The sequence below is a fragment of the Arthrobacter sp. R4-81 genome (assembly GCF_054792365.1).
In genome coordinates, this window is record NZ_CP096445.1 from 291,369 (window position 1) to 307,171 (window position 15,803).

16 protein-coding genes are annotated in these 15,803 nt (G+C 62.7%); 10 read left to right on the plus strand and 6 right to left on the minus strand.

Features of this window, described 5'->3' with window-relative positions:
• The first annotated feature begins 109 nt into the window (after positions 1-109).
• From M1E05_RS01450 to M1E05_RS01495, 10 genes are all read left to right on the plus strand, one after another.
• The gene (locus M1E05_RS01450; RefSeq protein ID WP_461164220.1) at positions 110-1,183 is read left to right on the plus strand and encodes an ATP-dependent DNA ligase; all 1,074 of its coding nucleotides are present in this window, start codon (positions 110-112) and stop codon (positions 1,181-1,183) included.
• Positions 1,184-1,488: 305 nt separating this feature from the next.
• Positions 1,489-2,319 (plus strand): protocatechuate 3,4-dioxygenase subunit beta, encoded by an 831-nt coding sequence (pcaH, locus tag M1E05_RS01455; RefSeq protein WP_461165310.1) that lies wholly within the window; start codon positions 1,489-1,491, stop codon positions 2,317-2,319.
• Entirely contained in the window at positions 2,312-2,902 is a 591-nt protein-coding gene (pcaG, locus tag M1E05_RS01460; protein ID WP_461164221.1) for a protocatechuate 3,4-dioxygenase subunit alpha, read from the plus strand. Before pcaH ends, pcaG begins: the two co-directional genes overlap by 8 nt.
• On the plus strand, positions 2,899-4,392 hold the full coding sequence (locus tag M1E05_RS01465) for a lyase family protein (RefSeq protein WP_461164222.1): 1,494 nt from the start codon (positions 2,899-2,901) through the stop codon (positions 4,390-4,392). The genes pcaG and M1E05_RS01465 overlap by 4 nt, the downstream gene beginning before the upstream one ends.
• The gene (locus tag M1E05_RS01470) at positions 4,389-5,198 is read left to right on the plus strand and encodes an alpha/beta fold hydrolase (RefSeq protein WP_461164223.1); all 810 of its coding nucleotides are present in this window, start codon (positions 4,389-4,391) and stop codon (positions 5,196-5,198) included. The genes M1E05_RS01465 and M1E05_RS01470 overlap by 4 nt, the downstream gene beginning before the upstream one ends.
• Positions 5,191-5,676 (plus strand): 4-carboxymuconolactone decarboxylase, encoded by a 486-nt coding sequence (gene pcaC / locus M1E05_RS01475; RefSeq protein ID WP_461164224.1) that lies wholly within the window; start codon positions 5,191-5,193, stop codon positions 5,674-5,676. The genes M1E05_RS01470 and pcaC overlap by 8 nt, the downstream gene beginning before the upstream one ends.
• On the plus strand, positions 5,673-6,887 hold the full coding sequence (locus M1E05_RS01480) for a thiolase family protein (protein ID WP_461164225.1): 1,215 nt from the start codon (positions 5,673-5,675) through the stop codon (positions 6,885-6,887). The genes pcaC and M1E05_RS01480 overlap by 4 nt, the downstream gene beginning before the upstream one ends.
• A 3-nt stretch (positions 6,888-6,890) precedes the next feature.
• Positions 6,891-7,550 carry a 3-oxoacid CoA-transferase subunit A gene (locus M1E05_RS01485; protein WP_461164226.1) on the plus strand — a complete coding sequence of 220 codons (660 nt, stop codon included), beginning with the start codon at positions 6,891-6,893 and terminating at the stop codon, positions 7,548-7,550.
• Position 7,551: 1 nt separating this feature from the next.
• On the plus strand, positions 7,552-8,274 hold the full coding sequence (locus tag M1E05_RS01490; protein WP_461164227.1) for a 3-oxoacid CoA-transferase subunit B: 723 nt from the start codon (positions 7,552-7,554) through the stop codon (positions 8,272-8,274).
• Between the two features lie 28 nt (positions 8,275-8,302).
• The gene (locus tag M1E05_RS01495) at positions 8,303-9,103 is read left to right on the plus strand and encodes an IclR family transcriptional regulator domain-containing protein (protein WP_461164228.1); all 801 of its coding nucleotides are present in this window, start codon (positions 8,303-8,305) and stop codon (positions 9,101-9,103) included.
• Between the two features lie 35 nt (positions 9,104-9,138).
• Here M1E05_RS01495 and M1E05_RS01500 read toward each other — a convergent pair whose 3' ends face one another.
• The 6 genes from M1E05_RS01500 to M1E05_RS01525 form a co-directional block, all read right to left on the minus strand.
• Entirely contained in the window at positions 9,139-9,798 is a 660-nt protein-coding gene (locus tag M1E05_RS01500; protein WP_461164229.1) for a hypothetical protein, read from the minus strand.
• Between the two features lie 108 nt (positions 9,799-9,906).
• The gene (locus tag M1E05_RS01505; RefSeq protein WP_461164230.1) at positions 9,907-11,292 is read right to left on the minus strand and encodes a glycoside hydrolase family 32 protein; all 1,386 of its coding nucleotides are present in this window, start codon (positions 11,290-11,292) and stop codon (positions 9,907-9,909) included.
• A 126-nt stretch (positions 11,293-11,418) separates the two neighbouring features.
• Entirely contained in the window at positions 11,419-12,465 is a 1,047-nt protein-coding gene (locus M1E05_RS01510) for a LacI family DNA-binding transcriptional regulator (protein WP_461164231.1), read from the minus strand.
• 15 nt (positions 12,466-12,480) lie between these two features.
• Positions 12,481-13,869 (minus strand): right-handed parallel beta-helix repeat-containing protein, encoded by a 1,389-nt coding sequence (locus M1E05_RS01515; RefSeq protein ID WP_461164232.1) that lies wholly within the window; start codon positions 13,867-13,869, stop codon positions 12,481-12,483.
• A gap of 27 nt (positions 13,870-13,896) precedes the next feature.
• A complete protein-coding gene (locus M1E05_RS01520) occupies positions 13,897-14,874 on the minus strand; it encodes a carbohydrate ABC transporter permease (protein ID WP_461164233.1) in 978 nt (325 codons plus the stop codon).
• Positions 14,874-15,761 (minus strand): carbohydrate ABC transporter permease, encoded by an 888-nt coding sequence (locus M1E05_RS01525; RefSeq protein WP_458112509.1) that lies wholly within the window; start codon positions 15,759-15,761, stop codon positions 14,874-14,876. Before M1E05_RS01525 ends, M1E05_RS01520 begins: the two co-directional genes overlap by 1 nt.
• Positions 15,762-15,803: the final 42 nt, after the last annotated feature.

Sequence of the window (15,803 nt, forward strand, 5' to 3'; positions counted from 1 at the left end):
TGCCCTCCGGATGTCGAGGATTTCTCCGCCCTGTTGCAGGCTTTGTTGCTGCGTCCAGATAAGGCAACGGGGGTAGCGCTGAGCGGGTGTCCGGGCAAGAATGGGCCTCATGCAGCTGCCTGTCATGCCCCCTGTCGCCCCCATGCTCGCCAAATCCGTCACCGCCATCCCGGACGGCAACCTGAGCTACGAGCCGAAGTGGGACGGATTCCGGTCCATCATCTTCCGCGACGGAGAGGAAGTGGAAATCGGCAGCCGCAACGGCAAGCCAATGACCCGCTATTTCCCTGAGCTGGTGGAAGCACTGAAAGCCAACCTGCCAACGCGCTGCGTGCTCGACGGCGAAATCATCCTGGTTGGACCATCCGGGGACCGCCTCGACTTTGATGCCCTCCAGCAGCGGATCCACCCGGCCGCGAGCCGGGTAAAGTTGCTGTCCGAGCAGACGCCCGTGAAGTTTGTGGCCTTTGACCTGCTGGCCCTGGAGGACCAGGACTTCACCAGCCAGCCGTTCTCCCAACGGCGCAGTGCCCTGGAAGAGGCGCTTTCCGGTGCCGACGCCCCGATCCATCTCACCGCCATCACCCACGACAGGACGAGGGCCGAGCAATGGTTCCATCAGTTTGAGGGTGCAGGACTGGATGGCATCATCGCCAAACCAATGGACGGCAAGTACCAGCCGGATAAACGGACAATGTTCAAAGTCAAGCACGCCCGCACAGCTGATTGCGTCCTGGCCGGCTATCGGGTGCATACCAGCGGAACGGACCTGATCGGCTCCCTGCTGCTGGGGCTTTATAACGACGACGGAGTGCTCGCCAGTGTGGGGGTGGTGGGCGCTTTTCCCATGAAGCGCCGCAAAGAACTTTTCGAGGAACTGCAGCCCCTGGTCACCGACTTCGATGACCACCCCTGGGCCTGGGCGAAGCAGGAGGAAGGCAAACGCACCCCGCGCAACGCTGAGGGCAGCCGGTGGAGTGCAGGCAAGGACCTGTCGTTCACGCCGCTCCGGCCGGAACGCGTCCTCGAGGTTGCCTATGACCACATGGAAGGCGAGCGTTTCCGCCACGTGGCGCAGTTCGTGCGCTGGCGCCCGGACAGGGACCCCCGGTCCTGCACCTATGACCAGCTCGAAGAACCCGTTAATTATGATCTGGCCGAGGTGCTGGCCACCAAGCCCTAGCACCAAACCCCAGCGGCCCTCCCTGCGCAGCGCGAGGGGAGGACCGCCGTCGTGACCTTTTTTGAAGCTGACCTGACCTTTTAGACAGACGACTGGCCGTGGTGTCGTGACCTTCGCAAGGAAACAGGGTCACGACGACGGAGCAGGCTACTTGCTTGACCTCACTTGTTCGGCATAAGAACAAGAGTGCGTATAGTGAACAGTTGGAGTACTCTAGAACCAGTCACACCGATAACCCGAAGGAGGTTGCTGTGCCAGAGAATTTCACGGCCGAAACGTACAAAGCTGATTCCCTCACCGAGGATCTGTCCGATGCAGCCGAAGTTCCCCCGATAGCGGCAACACCAAAAGTGGAGACGCAAGCGGATTTGAGTGCTGAGCTCAAGGCCATCGGCGATGCCTATGCCGCCAAGCTCAGCAGCGGCGGCGAGCCGGAGACCCAGCCACGGCTGGACTTCGCCCCCTACCGCAGCAGCATCCTCCGCCACCCCACCAAAAGCCTGCACCACGCGGATCCTGAAACCATCGAGCTCTACTCGCCGGCTTTCGGGCACCAGGACGTGCACGCGCTGGAATCCGACCTCACCATCCAGCACAACGGCGAGCCCCAGGGCGAACGCATCATCGTGGCCGGCCGGGTGCTCGACGGCGATGGCCGCCCTGTCGCCGGGCAGCTCGTGGAGATCTGGCAGGCCAATGCCTCCGGCCGCTACATCCACAAGCGGGACCAGCATCCCGCCCCGATCGATCCCCACTTCACCGGTGTAGGGCGCTGCATCACCGGGCCGGATGGATCCTACCGATTCATCACCATCAAGCCTGGCGCCTATCCGTGGAAGAACCATCTCAACGCCTGGCGTCCTGCGCACATTCACTTCTCGCTGTTCGGCAATGAGTTCACGCAGCGAATCGTCACCCAGATGTACTTCCCGGGCGATCAGTTGTTCCCGCTGGACCCGATCTACCAGTCGATCGTTGACCAGGACGCCCGCGACCGTCTCGTGGCCAGCTATGACCACGAGCTGACCGAACCCGAATGGGCTCTGGGCTACAACTGGGACATCGTGCTGACGGGGTCGAAGCGGACCTGGACCGAAAATGAGGCCCTCGGGGCGGAAGGTGACCACCATGAGTGACTCCATACTCACCGCGACACCAGGCCAGACGGTTGGCCCGTTCTATGGTTATGCCCTGCCCTACGAGAAGGACTGCGAGCTCCTTGCGCCCGGGTCGCCCGGATCCATCCGCCTCCAAGGGACGGTGTACGACGGCGCGGGTCACCCCGTTCCGGACGCCATGCTGGAAATCTGGCAGCCTGACGCTGACGGGAAGATCGTGCAGGGGACAGGCTCCCTTGTCCGTGACGGCTACACCTTCACCGGCTGGGGCCGCAGTTCGGTGGGCTATTCCGGCGTCTATACGTTCACCACAGTCAACCCGGGCCCCACCGGTCCTGGCGCTGCCCCGTTCATTGCCGTGGCGGTGTTCGCCAGGGGCCTGATGGACCGCCTGTTCACCCGTATTTATCTGCCGGAGAACCAGCAGGCACTTGCCGCGGACCCGCTGCTGAGCTCTCTCGATCCCGATCGCCGGCAGACCCTGATTGCCCGGCGTGATCCGGACGGCGGACTGACGTGGGATGTCCGGCTGCAGGGTGAGGGCGAGGCGGTTTTCCTTGATTTCGATGGCGGGTCCGCTGGTGGCAAGGACCGTCAATGACCGGTCCCGAGCCCCGCTTCGACGGCGACGTCGGCCTGCTGGCTCCCGTTTCGGCGTCGCCCCTTGTAGCGATCCTGACGGGCGACCGGGCGGTACTGGCGGCGATCCTGGCCGTCGAGGCAGCCTGGGCCTCGGTCCTGGAGAAGGCAGGCCTGGCACCGGCAGGGTCGGCCGCCGTCGTCACCGCGGCCGCTGACGTCAGCCGCTACGACGCAGGGGACATCGCTGTGCGTGCCCAAGGCGGCGGAAATCCGGTCATACCTTTGCTCGCCGATCTCCGCGCGCAGGTCAAGAAACTGGACACCGGCAATATCGGGGCCATTCGCGCGGTTCACACCTCGCTGACCAGCCAGGACGTCCTGGATTCGGCCCTTATGCTGCTGGCCCGCAACGCCGTTGCTGCGCTGCTGGCAGACGTCCACAGCACGACGACGGCGCTTGCGTCCCTCGCCGAACAGCATGCGGACACGCTGTGCGTGGGCCGCAGCCTGACCCAGCATTCCCTTCCAGTGACCTTTGGCCTCAGGACGGCGCAGTGGTTTTACGGACTGGCTGCTGCTGCCCGGAAGCTCGAATCGGTCCCGCTGCCGGTGCAGTGCGGTGGCGCCGCCGGAACCCTGGCGTCCGGAACCGTGTTGGCTGAAACCACGTCGGCGCGGACCACGTCGGGGAGGGAAACCGGACGGACAGCGAGAACAGCCGTGAGCGCGCTGGATCTCTCGGACCGGCTCGCCGCACAGTTGGGCCTCACCCCAACTCCGGCTCCTTGGCACACCAACCGATTCGCAGTGACTTCCCTCGGGGATGCACTGGCGGGGATGACCGACGCCCTGGGTAAAATCGCGGCCGACATCCTCTTCCTCAGCAGGCCGGAAGTTGCTGAAGTGGCCGAACCCCGGGCGGCAGGGCGGGGAGTATCCTCTGCCATGCCGCAGAAGCAAAACCCCGTACTCTCTGTCCTGGTCCGCAGCGCTGCCCTCCAGGCCCCCAACCTTGCCGCTCAGCTGCACCAGGCCGCCGCCAGCTTCAACGACGAACGCCCCGACGGCGCCTGGCACAGCGAATGGCAGGCATTCCGGGAACTGCTCCGGCTGTCCCTCGGAGCAGCCGGACTGGCCCGGGAACTCGCCGAAGGCCTGCAGGTCTTCCCGGGAGCGATGCGCCGCAACCTGGATCTTTCCGGACCGCTCCTGCTGAGTGAAGCCGTGACCAGCGCCGTGGCTCCACTGTTGGGTGAGGATGGCAGGGATCGGCTTCAGGCCGCGGTGGACCAGACTCTTCTGGCGCCGGCAGCAGAGCAGGGTGCCACCTACCGTCGCTTGCTGCGCGAAGCCGTCGAGGAGGACAAGCTTTCGGATCAGCGCCTCGAGGAGCTCCTGGACCCTGCCAACTACCTGGGCCAGAGCCATGAGATCTCGCGCCGTATTTTCGCTGCCTTCCCCGAATTTTCAGCGAAGCAAACGCAAGGAACCGAAGGGAGGCCGTTATGACAAGGCCTGCACTCAAGGCATCGCTGCTTTCACCCCAGCGGGAACTTGGCCGGAAGCCTCTATTGGTGGCGGGCCCCTCCCTCGGCACCTCGTCCGCAGTGCTGTGGGGGCACGCCGCCGCACTCCTGGGCAATGACTACGACGTCGTGGCCTGGGACCTGCCCGGACATGGCGTCTCACCTGCCGCGAAAGAGGCGTTCGACGTCGGCGAGCTGGCGGACGCCGTCGTCGAACTTGTTGATTCCATCGCGCCGGGCGCCACCTTCCATTACGCCGGGGTTTCCCTGGGCGGTGCAACCGGCCTGCAGCTCGGCATCAAGCACGGTGAGCGCCTCACCAGCCTCTGTGTTCAGTGCAGCGGAGCCAAACTCGGCACCCCTGATGGCTGGTTGGAGCGAGCGGAAACAGTCCGGAATCAAGGTACGCCGGTGATGATCCAAGGGTCAGCGCAGCGCTGGTTCGCCCCGGGCTTCATGGACCGCGAACCGGAACTGAGCAGCCGGTTGCTTCACTCCCTGCGCGACGCCGACAGATTCAGTTACGCCTTCTGCTGCGAGGCCCTCGCGTCCTTTGACGTCCGTGACGAACTCGGCAGCGTCCAGGTCCCAACCCTTGCAGCGGCAGGTGTGGAGGACGGGGTGGCCCCGCCATCCTTCGCTGAAGAGGTGGTTGCCGGCATTCGAGCCGGAGGAGGCTCAGCAAGGCTGGTTGCCCTGGATGGCGTTGCCCACCTGGCACCTGCGGAGGCGCCGGTCAGGGTAGCCAAACTGCTGCAGGACTTCATCGGAGGAATTGACAATGAGTGACGCAGAACGAAGTGGAGTGGTCCGCCCCGACGCCACGAGCCAGGAAATTTACGATGGCGGTATGGTGGTCCGCCGCGAAGTGCTGGGGGATGCGCATGTGGACCGCGCGAACGCGAACATGGATTCCTTTACTGAGGACTTCCAGGACATGATCACGCGGATTGCGTGGGGTGGAATCTGGACCAGGCCAGGACTTTCCCGGCAGATGCGGTCGGCCGTCACCATCACGGCGATGGTTGCGCACGGGCATTGGGAAGAACTGGCCATGCATATCCGCGCGGCCGTCACTAACGGCCTGAGCCGGGATGAGATCAAGGAAATCCTGCTGCAGACAGCCATCTATTGCGGGGTTCCCTCCGCCAACACAGCTTTTAAGACCGCCCAGCAGGTGTTCCATGCAATGGACGACACAGCAATGGACAGCACAGCAATGGACAACATAGCCATGGATGACAGAGGAATGGACCATACTTCATGAACCAGGCATACATTTACGACGCCGTCCGCACGCCTTTCGGTAAATTCGGTTCCGCGCTTGCCTCCATCCGGCCCGACGATCTGGCCGCCCATGTGATCGCTGAGTCAGTTAAGCGTGCACCCCAACTCGACGTAGAGCGCATCGATGAGGTTGTGTTCGGCAATGCCAACGGCGCGGGCGAAGAAAACCGGAACATCGCCCGAATGGGTACCCTGCTCGCAGGCCTGCCGGTCTCCATTGCCGGCACAACGGTCAACCGCCTTTGCGGCTCCTCTCTCGACGCGGCGATCATTGCCTCTCGCCAGATCAACGCCGGCGACGCCGAGCTCATGCTGGTGGGTGGCGCCGAATCCATGAGCCGCGCGCCGTGGGTGCTGCCCAAGACGGAGAAGCCCTACCCCGCCGGTGATCTCACGCTGGCCTCGACCACGCTGGGCTGGCGCCTGGTGAACAAAGCAATGCCCTCCGAATGGACCACTTCCCTTGGCGAAGCCACGGAGCGGCTCCGCGAAAAGTACGGTGTGACGCGCGAACAGCAGGATGAATTCGCCGCGGACTCGCACAATCTTTCCGCCAAGGCCTGGGACGAGGGCTTTTATGACAACCTCGTCTCAGTGGTGCCAGGAACCGATCTAACGCGGGATGAGGGCATCCGGGCCGGCTCCTCGGCCGAAAAACTGAGAGGGCTCAAAACCGTCTTCCGCACCGAGAACGGCACCGTCACCGCCGGCAACGCCTCCCCATTGTCCGACGGCGCCTCGGCTGCCTGGATCGGCAGCGAACGTGCCGCCGGGCTTCTCGCCATGGACCCCCTGGCCCGTATTGCTGGCCGCGGAGCCCACGCGAACGACCCCCAGTACTTTGGCTACGCTCCCGTGGAAGCCGCGAACAAGGCCCTCGCGAAGGCGGGGATCGGCTGGGACCAGGTGGGCGCCGTCGAACTTAACGAAGCGTTTGCCGCGCAGTCTGTTGCCTGCATCAACGCCTGGGGTGTGGATCCTTCCATCGTGAACCGGCACGGCGGGGCGATCGCCATGGGACATCCGCTCGGTGCCTCCGGTGCGCGGATCCTGGGCACTCTGGCGCGGAGCCTGCAGGCATCCGGCCAGCGGTGGGGCGTGGCTGCGATCTGCATCGGTGTGGGACAGGGGCTGGCGGTGGTGCTGGAAAACGTCACTGCTGATTCTGAGCCGGATAACAGGAAGGCCTAGGACATGCTGAATCTCATGGACACTGTGGAGGAGGCCGTTGCCGGAATCCAGGACGGCTCCACGGTGATGATTGGCGGGTTCGGCAACGCCGGACAGCCGTTCGAGCTGATCGACGCCTTGATGGATTGCGGCGCGAAGGAGCTGACCGTGGTCAACAACAATGCAGGCCAGGGGGATCAAGGGCTGGCTCTGTTGATCAGGGAGGGCCGGGTCCGCAAGATGATCTGTTCCTTCCCCCGGCAGTCTGACTCCTGGCATTTCGACGCCAAGTACAAGGCCGGCGAGATCGAGTTGGAACTGGTACCGCAAGGGAACCTGGCCGAACGTATCCGTGCCGCAGGTGCCGGGATCGGCGGTTTCTTCACCCCCACCGGCTACGGCACCATCCTGGCTGAAGGTAAGGAAACCCGGATAATCGATGGAAGGGGACAGGTTTTCGAGACGCCCATCCACGCCGACGTCGCCCTCATCAAAGCCCTCAAGGCTGACGGGAAGGGAAACCTCGTGTACCGCAAAACTGCCCGCAACTTCGGGCCCATTATGGCGGCGGCCGCCAAGCACACGGTGGTGCAAGTATCGGAGATCGTTCCGGTGGGCGGGCTGGACCCGGAGAACGTTGTGACGCCCGGCATCTACGTGAACAGCATTGTGAAGGTGGCCTGAGATGACTGTCCAGCCCAATAATCAGATCGGCCTTCAGACTGTGTCAATCAAGAGCAGGGAAAAGCCGCTGGGCCGCGATGACCTCGCGAGTCTGGTGGCACGTGACATAAAGCCCGGGTCCTTCGTAAACCTGGGAATCGGCCAGCCAACGCTGGTATCCAACTACCTCCAGCCTGAGCAGGACATCACGCTCCATACCGAGAACGGCATGCTGGGTATGGGTCCGGAAGCCACCCGTGACCAGATTGACGGGGACCTCATTAACGCCGGCAAAATCCCCGTTACAGAACTGCCCGGGGCCTCCTACTTCCACCATGCCGACTCGTTCGCCATGATGCGGGGCGGGCATCTGGACATCTGCGTTCTGGGGGCATTCCAGGTCTCTGCCGCGGGGGATCTTGCAAACTGGCACACGGGCGCCCCGGATGCGATTCCGGCGGTCGGCGGAGCCATGGACTTGGCGACCGGGGCAAAGGATGTCTTCGTGATGATGACGCTGCTGACCCGTGAGGGAGCGTCCAAGCTCGTGGAGACCTGTACATATCCGCTCACGGGGGTTGGCTGCGTGACCCGCGTGTATACCGATATGGCCGTATTCCTCACCGGACCCGACGGCGTTCAGGTGCGGGAAACCTTTGGCTGCACCTTCGAGGAGCTCCAGGCGCTGGTGCCCGTCCCGCTGGTGCCGGTCCCGGTTAAGGCTGCGCCCGCCGTCGAGCCCTAACTCCGCCAAGCCAATAGGATTGCTAACCATGACCAACCCAGCAGCGCCCCCACCGGCCGGCGACCAGTACGTGCAGTCGCTCGCGCGCGGGCTGGCCGTCATCCGTGCGTTCGACACCGACCATCCGCTGATGACCCTCACCGAGGTGGCAGCGCGCACCGATCTGACACGCGCTACGGCCCGCAGGTTCCTGCACACCCTGGTGGAGCTCGGATACGTGCGTACCGACGGCAAGACGTTCGGGCTCACGGCTCAGGTGCTGCAGCTCGGCTATGCCTACCTGTCAGGCCTGTCCCTGCCGCAACTTGCCCAGCCCCATCTGGAGGAGTTGTCGCTCAAACTGGGGGAGTCGACGTCGGCTGCCGTCCTTGACGGGACGGACATCGCCTACATCGCGCGGATCACCACGCGCCGGATCATGAACGTGGGCATCACCGTGGGCACCCGCTTCCCCGCCTATGCGACGTCGATGGGCCGCGTCCTCCTGGCTGCCCTGCCGCCGGCCAAGTTGCAGGAGTACCTGGCGGCGGCCGAAATCCGGCCATTGACGCCGCGGGGAGTCGGCACCAAGCAGGAACTGCTGTGGGTGCTTGACACGGTCCGGGCCCAGGGGTGGTGCCTTCTGGACCAGGAGCTTGAAATGGGCCTGATGTCTGTCGCAGCGCCTGTGTATGACGGACCAGGCAAGGTAGTGGCCGCCGTCAACGTTTCCCTGCAGGCACAGGCCGTGGCGGCCCAACCCGACCCCGACGCTTACCTGGATTCTGTGCGCCAGGAGATCGTGGAGACCGCCAAGCTCATCTCGGCTGACCTTTCGGCCAAGCACTAGCCACCTGCTGCCGCCCTGAGGGGTGGCTCACGGGACTACTTCCTGGTCTCAGCGAACATCCTTCGAAGCGTGAAAAAGCATCCGAGGGCACCGAGGAGCACAGCCACAAGGAAGTCCAGCTTGTAGGTTTCCACCAGGTCAGCGTTTGTCGTCAGGTTGTATCCGAGGAGCTCCCAAGCCTGAGGATCCAGGAGCATGGCAAAGGGAGATGCGCCGCCCATGAACTGAGCCATGTCCAACCACATACCTCCCACGAACGAGACCAGGACAGTAATCAGTGTTACGGCTGCAATAACCCAGACACCATTCCGACTGAAGCTTCCGCTGCCCAGCACGTACATACGGGCTGCACCTGCGGCTGCCACAAAACCGACGATCGAGGCCATAAAGCCTACGTTCCACAGGATCAGCCAAAGGATGACGCCGGCAGGAATGGCGACAAGCGAAAACAACGTCCCACGGACCACGTCTTCCCTGGCTGCCTGGGGGGCGGGCGGTGCGGTCCTGCCTGGAATGACTCCCTGCTGGTACTCCCCATAGTTCTGGAGACCGGCAGTCTGCTCGTTTTGGAAACCGGAGGAGTGTTCAGCTGCAGCAGGGTCTTGAGGCAGCCTTTGTCCATACTGCGGGCGTGGCGGTGTGTGACCGGATCCCTGTTCCGGTTTGGTCGCTTCGAAGTCCGCCCGCTCTTGCATGAATCCCCCAAATTTCGGTGTTACCTCAACAAATTCCGCTCATTGTTCCACGCGATTTAGGACTTGGCGATGGGCAAGTCTGGAACCAACGGATTGTGACGCGCCAACTCAGGGGACGGTTGCATGCTGGAGCCTTGTGGAAGGAGTAATAGACGCATCGGATGGCCGTTTCAGGATCTTGAGCTGTGGGGGCTGAAGGAGCCCGGTTGCCGAGAGCAGGAGGGGGCCTTCGAGGAACGGCAGCGGCACAGCCACCAATCCACTATGCGTCGATACCTCGAGCAGCCCTTGGTCGATGATGGCTCTTATGCGGTTTCCATCGGGAAGGGGGATATGCACATCCCTGAAGGCAGCATTGTCCGGGACACTGAGGATGAGCGAGTTTCCTGCATGCCTGATGGTTGCAACCGTCTTTTCGCCGGCCTTGAATTCAATGGCGGTCCGTTCTCCGGAGATCCAGGTGAAATCCGCTCCACCGGCCAACAGTGCGTCCGAGGATCCAGGATCATTGCCGGCTTGGTGCACTGAGACCGCGTAGGCTTCCAGATCCTGATGCGGGGTTGCAATCAGCGTGTCGTCCTCCAGCGTAAGTGTGTGGGGGATACTCAGCGCGCTGGCCCACTTCCCGTCCTGGCTGATGACCCCTCGGATCCAGAAGATCAGGGCTGGGTTTCCTTCCTTGTCGCGGAAAAACGAGGGAGCGTAGTATCCGGGACCGTACGTCAGCTGTTTCCAGGTGCGTGCCGTGAAGACGCCGTCACTGTAGGACCCCACGCCGTAGGCCACGTAGTGAAGGACGTCGTCCTCCCACACCGATGTCACCAGGACGTGGACGCCGTCAATTTCAAACAGCTGCGGGCACTCCCACATGGTTCCGGTCCAGGCCTGGTCCGTTTCTGAGGTCTGATCCCGTTCTGAACCGGGCCTTTCTGAGCCGGGCCGTTGGGCGGCGATGCCGTCGAGTTCCCACGTGTCCAAGTCGTGCGAGCTGTAGGAGATCGCCGCTCCGATTCCGCCTTCGAGCCCGGCCCCTACAAACATCCGCCACTTGTTCCCGTCCCTGAACACGAACGGATCCCGGTATGCCACGAGGCCCATATCCGGAGCCTTAATGACTGCTGGGCCCTTCGTCCAGTGGTTCCAGCTGTCGTCGTCGGGGATGGCTGAGCGGATAGTCCCGATTCCTATTCCCGGCTCCTGTACTGAGGTGTAGAAGAGCTTCGAATGGCCTGAGGCGTCGGTGGCGATGGATCCGGACCAGATTCCGTCATCGCCGTCCCCGGGCGCCAGGGCTATTCCTTCCTCAGTCCAAATGACTAGGTCGGGCGAAGTGGCGTGGCCCCAGTGGCAGTTGGACGCCCACGTGGTCCGGCCGGGGACGTACTGATAGAAGAGGTGGTATTTTCCGTCCTTCCAGGTCAGCCCCAGCGGGTCATTGATCCAGCCTGCGTCGGTGGTGAAGTGGAATTGGGGACGGGGATCTTGCTCGATCATGGGGTTCCTTCTTGTTTCTGGTCTCCGGCGGCATCTTTGGCCCCGGCTCGTAGACATGCAGAGATAGTCGGGCGTCCGAGGAGGTCCGTCCGAAGCGTCTTGCTGACTGCTAACTGCTGAGTGCTGTTAGCGGAGCGGTGGCCCCGCTACGGATTTCCGTACTACCAGCGGGCATCCCAGCACGGTCGGGTGGGCTGCGAATAAGGCCAGGTCTGTTTTGCCTTCGATGGCATCAATGAGGTTTTCAGTTGCCCATGCCCCCATTTCGTAATGCGGGAGCGCGACCGTGGTCAGGGCTGGATGGAGGTTTTCGGCGATGAGCGCCTGGTTGTCGAAGCCGACAAGGGAAAGGTCGTCAGGAATTTTCAGGCCAAGTTCTCCTGCTGCCCGATAGGCTCCCATGGCCATGCGGTCGTTGTAGCAGAAGATCGCGGTGGGCCGGTCCTTCCGTTTCAGCAGCCTCAGGGTCGCCTGGTAGCCGCCGGGCACTTCCGACTCTTCGGCCTCAACAAGATCGGGATGGAAGGTCAGGCCGGCCTCCGAGAGCGTGCTCTGGAAGGCCTCCAACCGCGAGTGGGTGGCGGGGACGTCGTCGGTGTTGATGATCATTCCGATCCGCTCGTGGCCGGCCTCGATCAGCGTCCTGACGGCTGCTGTGGCTCCTCCGAATTCGTCCGGGATAACTGAGGAGATTGAGCGGTTGATGTCCTCGGAGTCCACAAGGATCGCGGGGACGCCACGCAGGTTGTCCGGTACTGCCAGTTTGCGGTGATACATGGTGGCATACAGGACCCCATCCACTTGTCCCTTCAGCATTGCTGCTACGTCAGCCTGGCGGGATTCGTCTGTGGCAGTGCTGGAGGTATTGATGATCATGAGGTTGTAGCCGCGCCGCCGGGCAGTCTCCTCCGCACCCAGAATTATCCGTCCGGCGTGGGGTGTGGTGGCGATTTCTTCGCTGATGAATCCGAGCATGCCGGAGCGCTGGGTGCGCAGCGCCTGCGCCATGCGGTTTGGGTCGTACCCGAGTTCTCCCGCAACCGCTTTTACCCGTTCACGGGTTAGCGGGCTGACGCGGGCGTAGCCAACGTCATTGAGCACGTGGGAGACGGTGGTTACAGAGACCCCGGCCGCGGCTGCCACATCCTTGATACCGACTGATCTATTGGTCATTGGTCTCCCACGTCCTCATAGTGTTGGTACTGATCCTACGGTCGGCTTATCCGCATGTGCCGCCTCGAAACCGACCGTGGGTGTTGCCCTGAAGGCGTTAACAGTCCTGTCTGCGATAACTTGGGCGTCACTTCCGGAATCGAGGATCGTATTCCGAGCTGATTCGGAATCGACCATGACGGCGGTAACGGCGAGGCCGTCCGAAGCCTCGGTCGTCAAAAGAGCGTCCACCTGCGCCGAGAAGCAGGAGTCACTTGACTTGGATTGAACGTCCATCGCCACCACGTGGTTGTTGGAGACGAAGTTGCCATCCCCAGCCCTCAGCCGGATGATGACAGGCATCGCCCCTGTGGGCCGGATGCTTTGGGAGTCGAGGATCTGCGAGAAGTGGTTGCCGACGACTGAGTTGTTGCTGCCGTTGACACAGAGAAGTCCGTAGACGTCGTTCAGCCCGTTGTCGACTCCCAGGAAGGGCGTCCAGGGCTCGTGGTCACGCAAGAAGTGATTCGTGGCCACGAGATTCTCTGAACTGTTCGCTGCGAGAATCAGCATCCCGGGGTAGAACGAATGAAAACGGTTGTTGGTGACGCTTGAACGCGTGACGCCGTCGAAACGGACGCTGCTCGCACCACGGGGGAAGACGTTGTTTGCGGTTATCAGGAGCCCGCCATGCTTCTCGGCGTAGATTGAGTGACCCTTGAAGCCAGCTCCGATCAAGTTGTCGGTGATCTTTGATGCCTGTCCCCACCCGCGCAGTTCGATACAGCTTCCGCATTCAGCGATGAAGTTGTCATGAATGGAAAGCGCGTCCGCGTGGTAGATAGTGAGAGCATTCTCAAGGTAGACGAACCCCATGCCGGTTATGCGGAATGAGTCATTGGCGTTCGCCACAAAGATGCCGGTCTTGCCGTTGACGTACGTGTTCTCCGGATGCATCCCGGATCCATCCGGGTTGAAGTGCAACCCGTCGACGCAGAAGTTGGAGAACTCGACCGAGCTGATCCGCGGGCTCCCGCTTCGCTCAACATAGAAGGCGGCTCCCTTGGATTCATCCCCGTCTCTGTCGAGGGGAATGTCGACGAGAATGCGACTCCCTCCCGGCCACAGCTCATGCAGGCCGGGCCATTCCTCTTGGGGGACGTTGAACCGGATGCTCGACGACGTAAAGCCGTGTCCCGAGCCATGGATCCTCAGGAAGCTGACGTCGATCACCACCTGCGTCCGGAGGCGGTAGTCCCCGGGCGGAATGTAGATTACCGCGCCTGGCTTTCCTCCATCGTTCGCAGCAGTGACCGTCTGCCGGTCCTTGATGTCAGCGATGATGCTGTTGATTACTTCGCCGACGTCCTCGAACGGATCGCCGACTGGCCACGTAGTCACGTCGTAGCAGTTGTTGCTTGACATAGGTACTTCCCCTTGGGTTGTGGTTTCTTAGCCCTTGACCGCGCCGAGCGTCATGCCGGCGACGATCTTGCGCTGTAAGAGAAGCGTGAGAAGGATGACGGGGATCGAATAGACGGCAGCCAGGGCCGTCATGGATCCCCAGTCCAGCCCGAACTGGGTCTGGAAGTTCGCGATGACCACCGGGGTGGTCTGGGACCTGATGGCTGTCATCAGGAGTGCGAACAGGAACTCGTTCCAGGACGCGAGGAAAGCGAAGATCGCCGTGACCGCAATGCCCCCGGACACCACCGGAATGACCACCCGCCACAGCGCGCCAAGCCGGCTGCAACCGTCCACGGTGGCCGCCTCTTCAAGGTCCTGCGGCACGGCCTCAAAGAAGCTGGACATAAGCCAGATCGAGAGCGGGAGGGAGATGGTGGTGTGCGCGATCGACAGCGCGATGGGCGTATCCGCAAGTCCCGCCGTCGCCATCATGGAAGCCAGCGGGATACCGATGGCAACCGGCGGCACCATACGGGTCACCAGCGCAGCCATGATGAACACCCGGCCACTCGGGGTCTTGTACCTGGTGATCCCATAGGCCGCCGGCACCGCCAGGACCAGGGACAGTGCCGTGCTGATGATGGCCGTCTGGGTGCTGTTGATGAAAGAAGCGAGCACCCCGCTGCGTCCCAGAGCGTTGGTGTAGTTTTCCAGCGTCCAGTCCTTGGGCAGGATGGTCGGCGGCACAGCGATGGTGTCGATCGGAGTCCTGAAGGAGGTGAACAGCAGATAGAGGAACGGGAACCCATACAGCACCATGGCTATCGCGAGGAGAATCCAGAGCAGGGTCCTGGTGCTGCGCTTGCCCGCTTCGAGGCCCTCCGCGTGGTGGCGCGGGCGGCGCGCCTTGCCTCCCCCTGCCTCTGTTTGGTTTCCGTGACCCTTCCGGGAAGCGATGGATGCCGGTGGCAGAGCGGTTTCCGGTGCGCGGGTGCCGCCAAGGCGTGAGTTTGCGATGCTCATCAGTTGTCCTTTCCTGGCCGCCAGATGGTGGCGACGGCGAAGAAGGCGACGCCGAGCATGGCCAGCAGGTAGATGGTGCCCATGGCGCTTGCCAGCCCCGGATCGCCGAAGCGGATCATGGTGCGGTAGATCAGCAGGCTCATGGTTTCCGAGGCGGACTGCGGACCGCCGTTGGTTTGAATGAGGATGGTGTCGAAGGCCCTGGCGGCATCAATGCCGCGCACCACAAGGGCGACGGCGATGACGGGCCGGAGCAGGGGAAGGATGATACGGAAGAGCAAGGCCGGTGCCCGCGCCCCGTCCAGCCGGGCCGCCTCGATGAGGTCTCCGGGGATGTTCTGCAGTCCCGCAAACAGCACAAGGCACATGAACGACGTCGTCAGCCAGATGTCCGGAATCGCCACCGAGAAGAGCACGATATTCGGGTCCGAGAGCCAGCCGATCTGGTTGGGGTTCTGCAGTATTCCGGCCTGGTGCAGGAGCGTCCCGATCAGTCCGAAGTTGTCGATCATGAGGAACTTCCAGAGCAGGCCTGCCACGATCGGGGCAATCATCAGGGGGTACAGGAAGACGGTCCGCCAGATCTGGGAATTGCGGCCGAGCATGGTGAACAGCAGGGCCATACCCAGACCGAGGGCGAATTCGAGGGTAACCACTATGAGGGTGTAGGCGAGCGTGCGCCAGCCGGCTCCCATGAATGCCTCTGAGGCGAAGGCACGGAAGTAGTTGTCCAGCCCCACGAAATCACGGGATCCGCCAGCCATGGGCGAGATTTTGAAGAAGCTGTCTGTCACAAGACGGAACAGCGGGTAGGCCACGAATACGGCGAGGAACACAGCCGCCGGGGCCATGAGGAACATTGCGAAGCGGCGATCGGAGATGCGCACGGTTTTCTCTTCCGCTGGTTGGGGCCGCGGCCGGCACTGGCG

Excerpts from the sequence above, each read along its gene's own strand:
- M1E05_RS01465 (WP_461164222.1), top strand. The coding sequence starts at position 2,899 with ATGACCGGTCCCGAGCCCCGCTTCGACGGCGACGTCGGCCTGCTGGCT.
- M1E05_RS01505 (WP_461164230.1), bottom strand. The coding sequence starts at position 11,292 with ATGATCGAGCAAGATCCCCGTCCCCAATTCCACTTCACCACCGACGCA.
- M1E05_RS01450 (WP_461164220.1), top strand. The coding sequence starts at position 110 with ATGCAGCTGCCTGTCATGCCCCCTGTCGCCCCCATGCTCGCCAAATCC.
- M1E05_RS01480 (WP_461164225.1), top strand. The coding sequence starts at position 5,673 with ATGAACCAGGCATACATTTACGACGCCGTCCGCACGCCTTTCGGTAAA.
- M1E05_RS01510 (WP_461164231.1), bottom strand. The coding sequence starts at position 12,465 with ATGACCAATAGATCAGTCGGTATCAAGGATGTGGCAGCCGCGGCCGGG.
- M1E05_RS01490 (WP_461164227.1), top strand. The coding sequence starts at position 7,552 with ATGACTGTCCAGCCCAATAATCAGATCGGCCTTCAGACTGTGTCAATC.
- pcaC (WP_461164224.1), top strand. The coding sequence starts at position 5,191 with ATGAGTGACGCAGAACGAAGTGGAGTGGTCCGCCCCGACGCCACGAGC.
- M1E05_RS01470 (WP_461164223.1), top strand. The coding sequence starts at position 4,389 with ATGACAAGGCCTGCACTCAAGGCATCGCTGCTTTCACCCCAGCGGGAA.
- M1E05_RS01515 (WP_461164232.1), bottom strand. The coding sequence starts at position 13,869 with ATGTCAAGCAACAACTGCTACGACGTGACTACGTGGCCAGTCGGCGAT.
- M1E05_RS01495 (WP_461164228.1), top strand. The coding sequence starts at position 8,303 with ATGACCAACCCAGCAGCGCCCCCACCGGCCGGCGACCAGTACGTGCAG.
- M1E05_RS01485 (WP_461164226.1), top strand. The coding sequence starts at position 6,891 with ATGCTGAATCTCATGGACACTGTGGAGGAGGCCGTTGCCGGAATCCAG.
- M1E05_RS01520 (WP_461164233.1), bottom strand. The coding sequence starts at position 14,874 with ATGAGCATCGCAAACTCACGCCTTGGCGGCACCCGCGCACCGGAAACC.
- M1E05_RS01500 (WP_461164229.1), bottom strand. The coding sequence starts at position 9,798 with ATGCAAGAGCGGGCGGACTTCGAAGCGACCAAACCGGAACAGGGATCC.
- pcaG (WP_461164221.1), top strand. The coding sequence starts at position 2,312 with ATGAGTGACTCCATACTCACCGCGACACCAGGCCAGACGGTTGGCCCG.